Annotated in this window: 12 protein-coding genes; 6 read left to right on the plus strand and 6 right to left on the minus strand. The window is 71.0% G+C overall.

The genetic code is table 11. The features are described from left to right. The first annotated feature begins 3 nt into the window (after positions 1 to 3). On the plus strand, positions 4 to 990 hold the full coding sequence (locus ACH4RG_RS21815; RefSeq protein ID WP_398539991.1) for a sporulation protein: 987 nt from the start codon (positions 4 to 6) through the stop codon (positions 988 to 990). A 104-nt stretch (positions 991 to 1,094) separates the two neighbouring features. On the opposite strand, the gene ACH4RG_RS21820 is transcribed toward ACH4RG_RS21815, so the two are convergent. Both ACH4RG_RS21820 and ACH4RG_RS21825 read right to left on the minus strand, forming a co-directional pair. Then, a complete protein-coding gene (locus tag ACH4RG_RS21820) occupies positions 1,095 to 1,481 on the minus strand; it encodes a DUF4180 domain-containing protein (protein ID WP_397918013.1) in 387 nt (128 codons plus the stop codon). Continuing rightward, positions 1,474 to 1,968, minus strand: coding sequence for a helix-turn-helix domain-containing protein (locus tag ACH4RG_RS21825; protein ID WP_397918014.1), 495 nt, complete (start codon positions 1,966 to 1,968; stop codon positions 1,474 to 1,476). Before ACH4RG_RS21825 ends, ACH4RG_RS21820 begins: the two co-directional genes overlap by 8 nt. Positions 1,969 to 2,180: 212 nt before the next feature. Between ACH4RG_RS21825 and ACH4RG_RS21830 the strand changes: the two genes are divergently transcribed. Further along, positions 2,181 to 2,615 carry a hypothetical protein gene (locus ACH4RG_RS21830; RefSeq protein ID WP_398539992.1) on the plus strand — a complete coding sequence of 145 codons (435 nt, stop codon included), beginning with the start codon at positions 2,181 to 2,183 and terminating at the stop codon, positions 2,613 to 2,615. Positions 2,616 to 2,767: 152 nt separating this feature from the next. After that, the gene (locus ACH4RG_RS21835) at positions 2,768 to 2,938 is read left to right on the plus strand and encodes a DUF6381 family protein (protein WP_397918016.1); all 171 of its coding nucleotides are present in this window, start codon (positions 2,768 to 2,770) and stop codon (positions 2,936 to 2,938) included. A gap of 39 nt (positions 2,939 to 2,977) precedes the next feature. Here ACH4RG_RS21835 and ACH4RG_RS21840 read toward each other — a convergent pair whose 3' ends face one another. Further along, positions 2,978 to 4,486 carry a hypothetical protein gene (locus tag ACH4RG_RS21840; protein WP_398539993.1) on the minus strand — a complete coding sequence of 503 codons (1,509 nt, stop codon included), beginning with the start codon at positions 4,484 to 4,486 and terminating at the stop codon, positions 2,978 to 2,980. Between the two features lie 439 nt (positions 4,487 to 4,925). On the opposite strand from ACH4RG_RS21840, the gene ACH4RG_RS21845 reads away from it, so the two are divergent. Beyond that, the gene (locus tag ACH4RG_RS21845; RefSeq protein ID WP_398539994.1) at positions 4,926 to 5,426 is read left to right on the plus strand and encodes a GNAT family N-acetyltransferase; all 501 of its coding nucleotides are present in this window, start codon (positions 4,926 to 4,928) and stop codon (positions 5,424 to 5,426) included. 118 nt (positions 5,427 to 5,544) lie between these two features. Here ACH4RG_RS21845 and ACH4RG_RS21850 read toward each other — a convergent pair whose 3' ends face one another. The 3 genes from ACH4RG_RS21850 to ACH4RG_RS21860 form a co-directional block, all read right to left on the minus strand. After that, positions 5,545 to 6,288, minus strand: a complete 744-nt coding sequence (locus ACH4RG_RS21850) for a transporter substrate-binding domain-containing protein (RefSeq protein WP_398539995.1) — start codon at positions 6,286 to 6,288, stop codon at positions 5,545 to 5,547. Positions 6,289 to 6,403: 115 nt separating this feature from the next. Beyond that, positions 6,404 to 6,916 (minus strand): DinB family protein, encoded by a 513-nt coding sequence (locus tag ACH4RG_RS21855; RefSeq protein ID WP_397918020.1) that lies wholly within the window; start codon positions 6,914 to 6,916, stop codon positions 6,404 to 6,406. Between the two features lie 134 nt (positions 6,917 to 7,050). After that, positions 7,051 to 9,480 (minus strand): polysaccharide lyase 8 family protein, encoded by a 2,430-nt coding sequence (locus ACH4RG_RS21860; RefSeq protein ID WP_398539996.1) that lies wholly within the window; start codon positions 9,478 to 9,480, stop codon positions 7,051 to 7,053. A gap of 400 nt (positions 9,481 to 9,880) precedes the next feature. On the opposite strand from ACH4RG_RS21860, the gene ACH4RG_RS21865 reads away from it, so the two are divergent. Both ACH4RG_RS21865 and ACH4RG_RS21870 read left to right on the plus strand, forming a co-directional pair. Next, entirely contained in the window at positions 9,881 to 11,017 is a 1,137-nt protein-coding gene (locus tag ACH4RG_RS21865) for a substrate-binding domain-containing protein (RefSeq protein WP_398539997.1), read from the plus strand. Between the two features lie 232 nt (positions 11,018 to 11,249). After that, positions 11,250 to 12,557 carry an ABC transporter substrate-binding protein gene (locus ACH4RG_RS21870; protein WP_398539998.1) on the plus strand — a complete coding sequence of 436 codons (1,308 nt, stop codon included), beginning with the start codon at positions 11,250 to 11,252 and terminating at the stop codon, positions 12,555 to 12,557. Positions 12,558 to 12,628: the final 71 nt, after the last annotated feature.

Here is a 12,628-nt window from a genome sequence, read left to right on the forward strand (position 1 = left end):
CACATGGTGTTCAAGAAGTTGCTCGGAGCCCTCGGGGTCGGCGGACCCTCGGTCGACACCGTGCTGGAGCCCGGCCCCGCATTGCCCGGAGGCCTCCTCACCGGAGAGGTCCGCCTGCGGGGCGGCGGATCGGACGTGACGGTCGACCGGATGTCGCTTCTCCTCGTCGCCCGGGTCGAAGGGGAGGATCAGGACGAGGAGCGCGAGGGCACGGCCGTCCTCGAACGGTTCACCGTCGGGGGTGGGTTCCGGCTGGCCGAGGGAGCCGAACACACGGTGCCTTTCACCGTCACCCTGCCGTGGGAGACACCGATCACCGAGCTCCACGGCCAGCACCTCGGCCCCGTACTCGGCATCCGGACGGAGCTGGAGGTCGCGGGAGCGCGGGACAAGGGCGACCTCGACGCGCTCGCGGTGGGACCGCTGCCCGTGCAGGAAGCGATCCTGGAGGCCTTCGGGCAGCTCGGTTACGCGTTCAGGGCGGCCGACCTGGAGCTCGGACACATCAGGGGCACCGGTCAGCAGCTGCCCTGCTACCAGGAGATCGAGATCCTCCCGCCGGCCGGTCACGCGCACGCCGTCAACGAGATCGAGGTCACCTTCATCGCCGGACCGGGCGGTGTGGAGGTCGTCATCGAGGCGGACAAGCGAGCCGGACTGTTCTCCGACGGCCACGACACGGTCCACCGTTTCACCGTCTCGCACCAGGCGGTCCCGCACACCGACTGGAACGCCCAGGTCGACGCGTGGCTGAAGGAGGTCATCGCCGGTCACGAGACCCGTGCGACGCCGCCCTCGGGCGCCGGACACCGCGGTGACCTGCGCGAGCCGGGTCCCGGCGCGGGTGCGGTGGTGGCCGGGGTCGCGGCGGGCGTGGCCGTCGGTGTCGTCGGCGGCATGGTCGCGGCCGAGGTCATCGACGAGATCGGCGATGCCTTCGAGGAAGAGGGAGAAGAGGGCGACGGGGGCGGGGAGGGCGACGAGGGCTGACCCCTCCGGCCGCGTGGTCCGGTGCGGCGGGCGGTGCGTCTTCCGCCCGCCGCGCTCGCCCTCTCGGTTACCCCGTCGATCAGCTCCGTCCCGGAGCGGCTGCCTCAGCCGGATGACCGTCTGGTCCCGTCCGGGGCCAGACGGTCGGCGAGAGCGTCCAGATCCGGCACGAACCAGATGTCCCGGCCCCGATTCGCCTCGCGGACGAGGTCGGGGAGGGCCGAACTGGCCGACAGGTGGTGGCTGATGTCCCCGAGGACGACGAGGCGGAGCCGGTAGTTCGCGAACTTCTGCAGGATGGCTCCGGCGAGGCCGGTGCTCAGGTCGAAGAAGCGGTCGTCCAGCCGCCCGGACGGCACCGCGACCACCTCCGCACTCGCGAACGCGGCTCCGATCAGATGGTCGAGGGCGTCCTGAACGTCGGCGATGGTGACTCCCGCGGCGTCGCACACCAGGACCGGAACGCCGTGGTACTCGACGACGTCAGGCACGGTCCGCCCCCTGTGTGGACGTGGAGGCTGAGCCGAACAGGCCGCTGTCCGGGCCCAGCAGGCCGTCGATCATGTGCAGCAGATCGGCGGTGGCGGCGGCGCCACCGAGGATGACGATCTTCATCCGGCTTCGCTCCTCGTCGTAGACCGTCTGGATGCGCAGAGGGTCCGACGTGTCCCGCCGGGACTGCGCGCCCGCCGTGACGAACGTGCTCAGCCGGTGCGCGGAGTCCGGACTGAGCGCGTCGATCTGCACGATGCCGGACACCTCGACATGCCCCGGCGTGGATGCCGGCGCCGGGGCCGTTTCGTCCGTCGGTCTACCGGTCAGGGCGGCGAGATCCGCCTTGTAGATCCGGTACTGCTTCCCGATCCTGACCGCCTTGAGTCGACCGTCGCGTACGTAGTTCCGGACGGTCCGCACGTGCAGCCCCAGTAGCTCGGCCACCTCGCCGACCGAGTAGAGCTCCCGCTCGTCATTCCCCATGACTCCGTATCCTACGTTAAAATTCCCTCAAAGGGCTGTGATGCGCGAGGTTAGAGTGGTTTAGAGAACATCGCGGCTGTGGTTATCTGCCTCGGACGCGCTCGGCGGGTGCGACGAAGCCCCGAGTAGGACAGTGGGAAATGCCCCCGGGCGGCGAGGCGGGAATCGAACGGCCGCACACGAACACGGCCGCCCCACGGACAAGGACTGCCATGAACACCGAACACCGGCCGCCGGATGCGCGGCACCAGCGCCCCGAAGGCGTGACCGACACGACCGTCGAGGCCCTCGGGGCGCTCTCGAAGGCGCTGGAGACCGTCGAGCGTGCCCGCGGCGCCCTCTACGACTTCCATCAGCTCACCGGGAGCGCCGACCTCGCGCTCGACGACGCCGTACGACTGCTCCGCGCCGCGGGGCACGGACAACACGCCGAGCGCGTCGAACGGGAGATCCTCGGCCGCAACGTGATCCCCGGACACTGGACCTTCCAGATTATCGAGGAGTACAACGCCACCTACTACGACGCGTTCCGGGCGACCGAACGAGAGATCAGGCAGGCGCTCGCCGCGGGCCGCGACCACCTCTACGAGGCCGAGATGAAGGCGACCAGGCGGACCGAGGGGCATCCGGACCACACCGCCGGGTGACGGGCGGCCGCCGCCCTCCGGGAACCCACCCTCCTGCCGTCACCGAACGTAGCCGCACGAGATGCGGAACGGACGGACTCCGGTGACGCTGGGGCTCCGGTCGCGCACGCGACGTTGGTCGCCGACGGAGGACCGAAGACGGAGGACACCTCATGAACCTGTACGACACCCCGCTGGAGCGCGCCCGCCGCAACCGTGAACGCGCCGAGGAACTGGGCCGTGCCGCGGACCGGGCCACCGACCCCGAGCACCGGCAGCGGCTGCGCGAGAAGGCACTGCGGCTGCTGCGCGAGGAGCCGACGGCCGAGTCCCGCCTTTCCTGAAGGCCTGTCGAAGTGGTCGCGTGCGAACGCGACCACTTTCTAATCCCTGACTTTGAGGAAGCGCATCCGGGTCGCGCCATTGCTGTCGGTGCCGCCGGCCTCGGCGTCGGAGATCTTGCCGCCGGTGGGGACGAACATCAGGTGCAGGCGGACCGTCCGGGGACCGGAGGCGACCGCGTACTCGGTCATGATGTGTGTGGTTCCGCCCTGCTGCTCCTGCCTCGACGCGTTGATCGCCGCGATCTGGGTGAAGCTCGTCAGGAGGGTTTCCGTGGTCTCGTCCCGGAGCCAGCCGATGATGTAGCCGCTGCCGCCGGTGGCGGTACCGAGCGCGTACCGTACGTCGCTGTCGATGTGGTAGACGCCGGCTTCCGGGAGCACGATGTCGGACTCGGGGATCGGCACGTCGGTACCGGCCCGGGCCAGGAGGTCGGCGTGCTGCCGCTCAGCGTTGAGGAACGCGCTCACCGGCGTGAGGCGGGCGCCGATCTCCCACCTCTCGGGGCAGCCGGGCGCTCCGGTGATATCGATGTCCACGGACCGTTCGATGCCGCTGTTGCCGCCGGGCGCGAGACCCGCCAGGTCGATCCGCGGCACGAGTAGTCCACCGGTCGTGTTCCGTGCGGCATTGCACGGGGACGGGTCCAGAGAAGGCGTGTCGGGCGCGTACAGACACCCGTCGCTGCCCCGGGTGACGGCGTTGTCCCGGTCGGTGGAGATGCACGGTGGGCGGGCGGTGGCGCAGCCGTCCTGGCAGGAGGCGACCGGGATCACCGGCGGGACCGGGGCGTAGGGGGTCGAGCCGTCGAGAGTGTCGGTCGTACAGGTGACCGCGCCGTCGCAGTCGCGACAGGTCGTACGGAGGAACGATCTGCCGCAACCCGGGGCGGACGCCTGGACGGTGAGCACGAAGCTGTCGACGGTCCACTGTTTGGGGCCGACTCGGCAGGCGTCGTCGTTACCCGTCTCCAGGTTGAGCTCGACGACGATCTTTCCCGCGAGGACGTCGGCGAGGGGCACGGTGGTCGGTGGGATCACGCCATTGTCGTCTCCACCCGCCGGCAGATCGGGTGGGCCCAGGAGATCGGTGCGGACCGGGGTCGTGCCGTTCCACAGGGCGAAGCGGCCGTAGAGCCGGCAGGCCGGGCTGCTGCCGTCGTTGTGGACGTGGACCGAGGCGCTGAGCGTGACGTCGACGGGGTGGCCACGCAGGGACGTGGGGTCGATGTGCACGACGCCGGCGAGCCAGGTGTGCTGGCCGTTGTGCGTCCCGTCGTCGGCCGGGAACACACCCGTGCCACTGTCCAGGATGGTCTGGGCGACGACGGGGTCCAGTGCGGCATGGGTGTTGGCGATGGTGTAGTAGGGCGTCGGGTCGGTGGTGCTCGCGGTCGCTGTGACCCGGTACGGCGCGGAATCGCGCAGCGGGGTCGTCTCGCAGTGCTCGCACGGCTTGGAGCCAGGACAAGTCATGGTGGGGCAGGCCGGTTTGGAGGGCCGACAGTCGCCGATGGCGATCGGTGACTGCCCGCAGCCGCAGGTGCTCATGGGTCAACTCCATGGGAGGGGGGCGATGTTGATGGTCTCGTCGAACTCCGGGCGGCCGAGGAGTGGAAGAAGACCATCCAGTGGCCCGTTCGCCGCGGGTGTGTCCGAACATGACGTCGACCGTCATCCGGCTGCGTTTTCCCGCAGCCGGTCATGTCCGTGGGATGAGGAAGGGAAGTGGCCATGGCGGCCCACTTCTGCGATTCCGCTACTGGGGAAACCGCGCGGGGCGCTTGGACATTGACCTACCTGATGCTCGGTCACCTGTCTTCTTCGTTGCCATCTCCAAGGTACTGTCCCGTGACCTGTCAGGCATTACCCCGTTAGAGTGGATGACTCTCCCTCGAGGCGGCAGAGCGCTCTTGCTTCTGCCGGCGTCCAGCCGGTGTGCGGGAAGGTCGATTGCCGCGCGGTCGTCGCCCGGGTAGCGTCACGCGCCGTGACCCCGACTCTGCGCACCGAGAGACTCCTGCTGGAGCCGTACGCCCCCGAGGACGAAGAGGACTTCGTCGCCCTGTTCCAGGACACCGAGGTGTCCCGGTGGATGGGTGACGGCCCTTCCACCGAGGCGGAGGACCGGGCCCTGTTCGGGCGGGTCTTCACCGAGGTCTACGCCCAGGACCTGTTCGCCGTCTGGGCTGTGCGCCGCGACGGGAGCCTCGTCGGGCACGCCGAGATCAAGCGGACCGATGCCGTCGACGGCCACGAGATCATCTATGCCCTGGCCCCCACCGCATGGGGATCCGGCCTGGGAACCGAGCTGGCGCAGGCCGTCGTCGCCCACGGTTTCGACACCCTCGGCCTGACCGAGGTCCACGCCACGGTCGCCGACGCGAACGAGGCCTCGCTGACCCTCCTGCGCAGAATCGGCTTCGAGCACACGAGGGACATCGAGGAGGACGACGGCAGCACCACCCGCGTGCTGACCCGTTCCCGCTGAGGCGAAGAACGCGCCCTCCACCCGGCTCGGACCCGCGGAGCGCCCGGTGTCCGCCCCGGTGGCTCGACATCGGCACCCCAGTCGCCACGCCCTCAAGCGGCGACCGTCCGGCGGGGGTTCAGCCCGCAGGCGCCACGATCGCGCCCTCCACGCCATGACGTTGCAGAGCGTCGGCGACGAAACCGACCGCCTTCATCTCCTCCACGAACGACGCCAGCAGCTCCTGCGCCGCAGCCCCTCGCCCGGCCGGCACCCCCATGGCCTGCCGGATCACCATGAACCGCCCCGGCAGTACCCGTACGCCCCCGGCCCGCGCGGCCTCGGCCTCCAGCAACTGCCGGATACCGGCCGCCACCTCGACCTCACCCGCCCGCAGGGCCGCGAGCGCGCGCGGAGCGCCCTCGAACCGGACGATCTCGGCCCCGCGGATCTCGCGGGTGAGGAAGAGGTCGTACGCGGACCCGGCCCCGACCGAGATCCGGGTGCCCTCACGGTCCACCTGGCCGTTCTCGGAGACCGGGGACGCCTCCGGCACCAGATACGCGCCCTCGATGAGGACGTACGGGGCGGTGAACCGCAGCCCCTCGCCCCGGACGGGATCGACCGCGAAGAATCCGATGTCCGCCCGCTCGGCCCGTACCGCGTCGACCGACAGCGCGGCCCTCTCGAAGGCCACCAGCTCGACGGGTACTCCGAGGCGCCGCCCGAACTCCCTCGCGAGGTCGACGGAGAGCCCGGCCGGTTCGCCGCTCGCCGGGTCCCGATGGGCCAGGATCGGGTTGCCGAGGTTGATCGAGGCACGCAGGGCACCGTCGGGCGCGAACGTGGGGGCGAGGGCGGGAGACGCCGGCTGCTGAGTCATGGCGCCGAGTCTACGAGTGGGCCCTCCGCGGTCGGGGGCGTACGGAACGGCGCCTGAAGGCGGCCCCTGTGCCCGCCGCGGTCGCGCGACGCGGGTCCGGACACCGTCCGGGGGCTCAGGCCCCCACCGTGCCGTCCACCCCTTCCCGCAACAGGTCCGCGTGACCGTTGTGGCGGCCGTACTCCACCAGGACGTGCACCATGACCATGCGCAACGAGACCTCCTTCTCCCAGCGCGGCTGACGCCCCACCAGATCCAGTGCATCCGCCTCCCGTTCGATACGGCGCGAGGTCTCCACCTCGGCCTCCCAGGCGGCGAACGCCTCGGCCCCGGTCGAGGCGCTCGCGTCGTACGCCGCCTGGAAGTCGAAGGGCTTCACGGACCACACCATGGGGGCCGCCTCGTCCTCGAACACCCGCCGGAACCATGCGCGTTCCACTTCGGCCAGATGCCGTACCAGAGCCAGCAGGGACAAGGTGGACGGCGGCATCGTCCGCTCGCGCAACTCGTCGTCGTCCAGCCCCGCGCACTTCCTGGCGAGGGTCTCCCGCTGGTAGTCGAGAAAGGCCCGCAGCGTCTCGCGTTCGCTCCCCAGCAGCGGCGGCGCGATCCGGTCGTCGTCCGTCATGATGATGTTCCCCACTCCGTGTTCCGGCCGACAGTATGACCGGCCGACGCCCTGGATGGAGGAACACCTGAGTGTTCCGGCCGACTGAACCCGCCTGCCCGCACCCACGCACCGGAAGCCACCGCCGACAGGGTTCAGGACAGCCGTACCTTGACCGTCTGCGTCGCCCCGCGCGTCCCGGAGAGGTCGCCGAGGACGAGGCGCAGCGACGCCCCCGTGGTCGCCGACGTCACCGTCGCCGGCTTCGACACGACCGAGGCGACCGCCCGGTTCCATGTGAGCGTCAGGCTCGTCCGCATGCGCATGGGGTCACTCAGGCATACCGTCGCCGTTCCGTCGGCGTGCTCGGTGACCATCACCGAGCACGGGGCGTCCGCCACCAGCGGCCCGACGCTCCCGCCGAACCAGAAGTTGACGGCGGTCAGTCCGAGCGAGGGGACCGTCACCCCCTGCTGATCGTCCGTGTTGGCGAGCACCCGCAGCCAGTCGCTGTCCGCCGCCCGTGCCGCCGTGCGCTGTTCGGACGCGCCGGGCAGGAGCTGGTACGCGTACGTGGCGTCCGACGGGTCCTGGCCGTGGTCGAACCAGAGGGTGAGGTACTTCCGGGAGACCGGATCCGTGGAGCCCGCCGTGTTGATGTGGCGCCAGCGGCCCGTCCGGTTCTCCCGCAGTGCCTTCACGGTGGCCCCGCCCGGGAAAACGTAGCCGCCATGACCGGCGAGATGCGCCCAGGACGCTCCGGTCAGGGGCGCCGACCACGGGAGCGTGAGGGGTTTCACCGAGCCGTCGACGGTGAACGGGGTGTTGCCCATCGGCCCGAGACTGCGGTTGTCGACGGTCGTCTCCACGGCCGCGCCGTCGCGGCCGTGGATGCCCGCCCCCAGGCACACGACGGTGTCGTCGAGGAAGAACCACGACTTCTTCGCCGTCAGCGTGCTGGAGAGCCCCTTGAGGTACTGGCCCACGGCGGCCCGCTTCCCGTCGGTGACCCCGCCGACCCAGTTCACATCGGGGAGCGACGTGCCCCAGTCGCCGCCCGCCCCGTCGGGGAGCACCTTGCGCGAGGCCGTGGTGCCGGGCAGTCGGTACGGGTCGACGGTGGGCCAGAAGGCGTCGCTGTACTGGCCGTTGGCGAAGGTGTCGCCCCACCAGTAGAGCATTCCCGATCCGGTGTGCCAGCCGCGCAGGTTCTCGCCGTTGCCGGTCTCGTAATAGGTGATCCGCCGGTCGGCCATGCTCAGCGACGCCGCCCAGCCCGGACGGCGGTGGGTGGCCCGCGCCATGTCGGGGAGGAGCCGGTGGCCCACCGGCTCGGGGACCGGAGTCAGCGAGGTGTCGTCCAGGACGTCCTTGATCCGGGCCAGCGAGGTGAGCCCGAGGGACGGGTTGCTCAGCGGCGGGCTGTAGTAGTCGCGCTGCGCCCATCCCTTGACGAGCCCTCGCCACCGGTTGTTCTCCGCGTCCGACGCGCCCCGGCCCAGCAGCACGACGGAGGCGAGGATCGGGTGTCCACGCCGGTGGTCGTCGACTTCGCTCCGGCTGATGGCACGCCCCGCGACGGCGTCCATGACGAGGCCGTTGTAGACGAACGGGGCCCAGGCGTTCTCCACCGCGTCGAACACCACCTGCCGCTTCGGGTCGGTGACCTCCCAGGCGGTCCCCTTGAGCAGCGCGAACAGCAGGCCGAGTCCGCCGAGCATCACCGATCCGTAGCTGCCGGTGTACGGCACGGTGGTGTGCTGGACGAACGAGCCGTCGGCGTACAGGCCGTCGCCCTTCGTCACCAGCGGGAAGACGGGGGAGAGGGCGTCCCGGGCCAGCGCGATCTTTGCCGCGCTCCCTCCGACGGCGCCGCGCAGGGCCAGGACCCGGCAGAGATCGACGCGGTTCGCCCCGGTGCTGGTCCCCGTGTACGAGGCGACGGCGGAGTCCGGTACGAAATGGTCGACGGCGGCGCAGTAGCGCGTGAGCCGTTCCGGGGCGATGGCGTCGTACATCAGCACGCACACGTCCAGCAGGGCCTGCGGCGCGCCGATCTGCCAGCTGTACCAGTTCCCGTACCGGGCCCGGCCGCCGTTGTAGACCTGGGTGTTGAGGTGCTCCAGGCCGGTGAGCACCGCATCGCGCAGCCCCGTGTCCCCGGTCAGGCCGGTGCCCTGCTGGCGGTAGGCCTGGGCCAGGGCGCTCAGGCGGACGAAGCTGTCGGCCATGCGTCCCGAGAGGACGTACGACTCGGCGTCCGTGTCCGGGTCCGGATCCGCGAACACCGCGTCGGGCCAGAGCGAGCCCTCCGCCGGCGCCATGGTCGACAGCAGGCGCGAGGCCTTCGCGCCGAGATCGGCCAGCCGGCTCCTGAAGGGCTCGGCGGTCGGGCTGAACCCCTCGCCGAGGATCAGCGCGCTCCAGGTGGTGCGGAGCGCCGCGTACGGATCGTCCTCGGTGGCGGTGGCGGTGGCGGTGGCGGTGGCGGTGGCTGGCGTGGCGAGCATCAGCGCTCCGCCGCCCGCGGTGGTGAGCGCCGCCGAGGTGGCCAGGAAGGTACGGCGGGACCAGGCAGAAGTCATGGGGGAGCTCCGGGTCGGTGACGTGTCTCGCCGGGAACCCGGCGCGCGGGGCGCTGGACTGTTTCCCGGGATCCGACTGTTCTGAGCGGGCGGGCACTTTCTAGCAGCCACCAGCCGATACGCTCAATGACTCTGGCCGAATTGATTGTATCGATCGTTTCTCGGGGTATATGTGTCCGCCCCGGCCGTGAACCGGCGTGCGCCCGTCGCACAAAAGCGAAATCCTGCTCGGATCGTTTCGAGCGGATGTGATCGATATGGTTGGGGCGTGCCGGACGGCTCCCGGGCGGCAGCCGCGCGGGAACAGGAGTCCGAGCGGTTCCGCCGCCCGGGCGGTGGCCGATCGGCCGCCGGAACGCCGTCAGGTCCGACCCAGCCGTTTCCGAGTCCAGGGGGATCCATGCGACTGCACGTCGACCAGCGCCACGAGCGGGTGCTCGAGCTCGTCCGCGAGCGCGGCAGCCTGCGCGTCGCCGAACTCGCCGAGGAGCTCGGTATGTCCGCCGTCACCCTGCGCCGGGACGTCGAGGCGCTGGCCGCGCAGGGCCTGGTGGAGCGGCTGCACGGCGCGGTGGTGTGGCCCACCGGGCAGTCCCGGCTCGCCCCCGCGGCCGCGCCCCCCGCCGAAGGGCTGGTGGTGGGAATGGTGGTGCCGACCACCGATTACTACTACGCGGACGTCGTGCGGGGCGCCCGGCGGACCGTCGAGGCCGCCGGTGCCCGCCTGACGATCGGGCTCTCCCGCTACCTCCCCGACGAGGACGCCGCCCAGGCCCGCCGACTGCTGTCCACCGGCGCCGACGGACTCCTCCTGACGCCCAGCTGGGAGCGCGGCTGCCCGGAGCGGGGTGAGGGGCTGTGGGCGGCGGAGCAGGAGGTCCCCGTCGTCCTGGTGGAACGTTCGGCGCCGCTCGGTCATCCGGCGGCGGGTCTGGACCGGGTGCGCTCGGACCATGCGCACGGCGCGGCCGAAGCGGTGGCGCACCTGGCCGGGCTCGGGCACCGGGCGATCGCGCTCGCCGTGCAGGACAGCCCGACCGCTCCCCGGCTACGGGTCGGATACCGGGCCGCCGTGGAGGCGCTGGGGCTGACTCCGGTGTCGACCGCGCCGCTGGACGACGCACTGTCGCGGTCGGAGGCGAAGCGTTTCGAGCGAACCCTGGAGTACCTGTGCGAGGCCGTGGCGAGCGGCAACGTGACCGCCGCGATCGTGCACAGCGACGCGGACGCGATCGTGCTCATCCCACGGCTCCAGGCCCGGGGCGTGCGGGTGCCCGGGGACCTCGCGGTGATCGCGTACGACGACGAGGTCGCGGGCCTCGCCGATCTGCCCCTCACCGCCGTGGCCCCGGACAAGCACGCCGTGGGGGCCGCCGCCGCCCGGCTCCTGCTGGACCGCCTGGGTGTGACGGAGCCCGGCGCCACGGACCCGAGGGCGGTGGATGCGGGCCGGAGTTCCGTCGCCCGCAGGCACCTGGACATCCTGCCCAGCTTGCGGATCCGGGTCTCCTGCGGGGCGGTCTCCGCCGCCCCCTGACGGAAGCTGACGGAAGACGTGCCGCGCGAGGAGCCGTGCCCGGGCCAACAAGCCCTGCGGGTACGGCTCTTCGGCTGTCTGGGCGGCGATGGCCCGGAGCCGGGAATCGGACTCGTGAATGATCGATTTGATTGAATTGGTCATTTGCTCTTGACGGCGATCACTTCTGCGCAAAATGATGTGTGCCGTTCACCTCATCTCCCGCAGTTCGAGGTCTCGTAGGAGTCGGCCCATGCCCTGTAGCGCCCGCACGTCCCGCCTCGCCCTCGCGGCCTCCGCCGCCTCACTCGCCCTGCTCGCCACCGCCTGCGGCAGTGGGTCGGGGGCGGACGCCTCGGGCCCCGGCGACGGCAAGCCCGTCACCCTCACCTTCTGGTCCTCCGCCCTGGGCGCCGAGGAGACGGCCGACGCGTTCAACAAGACGCAGACCGGCATCGAGGTCACGTTCTCCTTGGTGCCCGCGGGGCCCGAGGGCGTCACCAAGCTGTCCAACGCGGTCAAGGGCGGCAACGCCCCCGACGTGGCCACCATGGACTACTCCGCCCTGCCCGAGTACGCCAGCGAGGGCAACCTGGTGAACCTCACGCCCACCTCCGGAGAGCTGGTGAGGAAGGAGTTCCCCGAAGCGGTCCAGTCCCTGGTCAACCTGGGCGGCTCCACCTGGGCGGTCCCGTTCGACGTCACGCCCATCCAGCTCTTCTACCGCAAGGACCTGTTCCAGAAGCACGGCGTCGAGGTGCCGACGACCTGGGCCGAGTACCGTACGGCCGCCGAGAAGATCCAGCGGGCCGACCGCGACGTCGCCATCACCAACTTCGGCGGCGGCGACCCCGCCCTCCTCTCCGGCCTCGCCTGGCAGGCCGGCGCCCGGTGGTACGGCACCAAGGGCGACGCCTGGAAGGTGAACATCGACGACCCGGCCTCCCGCAAGGTCGCCGCCTACTGGGACGACCTCCTTGACGACGGCCTCGCGTCGAAGACCCCGCTCTGGGGCGAGGGGGAGGCCAAGGAACGCTCCACCGGCAAGGTCGCCACCGTGATCGGAGCCGCCTGGAGCGCCGGGACCTTCCCCGTCAGCTACCCCGACAGCAAAGGCAAGTGGGGCATAGCCCCCCTGCCCACCTGGGACGGCAGGCCCAGCACCGGCATGTACGGCGGAACCTCCTACATCGTGCCCAAGGGCAGCGAACACACCGAGGCGGCCGCCGAGTTCATCAAGTGGGTCACCACCGACCCCGCGGCCATGACCGCCCGCCTCAGCTCCCTCAAGGCCCCCAGCAGCGCCCTGCCCGCCAACGAGGGCATGCGCGCCGCGGCGGCGAAGGAGTTCGACACCTCCTACTTCGCCGGCCAGGACGTCTACGCCGTGGCCGGCGAGGCCGCCGACACCATCGTGCCCGGCTGGACGTGGGGCCCGGTGCAGCAGCAGGTCGTCTCGGCGCAGATGGCCGCGGGCAGCGACCACACGAAGATGCTCAGCTCCGGTCAGGCGAAGGGCGAGAGGGCGGTCACCGACCGCGGCCTGAAGCTCGACAAGTAGCCGCACGGCTGCTCGGGACAGACCGTGCCGGGCAGCCCGCCCCCTCTCCCCGCCCACCCCATTCAGCCGAA

The organism is Streptomyces sp. NPDC021019 (genome assembly GCF_044333295.1).
Classification (GTDB): domain Bacteria; phylum Actinomycetota; class Actinomycetes; order Streptomycetales; family Streptomycetaceae; genus Streptomyces.

Coding starts and splice junctions, on each gene's coding strand:
- ACH4RG_RS21815 (WP_398539991.1), top strand. CDS start 4: ATGGTGTTCAAGAAGTTGCTCGGAGCCCTCGGGGTCGGCGGACCCTCG.
- ACH4RG_RS21825 (WP_397918014.1), bottom strand. CDS start 1,968: ATGGGGAATGACGAGCGGGAGCTCTACTCGGTCGGCGAGGTGGCCGAG.
- ACH4RG_RS21830 (WP_398539992.1), top strand. CDS start 2,181: ATGAACACCGAACACCGGCCGCCGGATGCGCGGCACCAGCGCCCCGAA.
- ACH4RG_RS21835 (WP_397918016.1), top strand. CDS start 2,768: ATGAACCTGTACGACACCCCGCTGGAGCGCGCCCGCCGCAACCGTGAA.
- ACH4RG_RS21840 (WP_398539993.1), bottom strand. CDS start 4,486: ATGAGCACCTGCGGCTGCGGGCAGTCACCGATCGCCATCGGCGACTGT.
- ACH4RG_RS21850 (WP_398539995.1), bottom strand. CDS start 6,288: ATGACTCAGCAGCCGGCGTCTCCCGCCCTCGCCCCCACGTTCGCGCCC.
- ACH4RG_RS21855 (WP_397918020.1), bottom strand. CDS start 6,916: ATGACGGACGACGACCGGATCGCGCCGCCGCTGCTGGGGAGCGAACGC.
- ACH4RG_RS21860 (WP_398539996.1), bottom strand. CDS start 9,480: ATGACTTCTGCCTGGTCCCGCCGTACCTTCCTGGCCACCTCGGCGGCG.
- ACH4RG_RS21865 (WP_398539997.1), top strand. CDS start 9,881: ATGCGACTGCACGTCGACCAGCGCCACGAGCGGGTGCTCGAGCTCGTC.
- ACH4RG_RS21870 (WP_398539998.1), top strand. CDS start 11,250: ATGCCCTGTAGCGCCCGCACGTCCCGCCTCGCCCTCGCGGCCTCCGCC.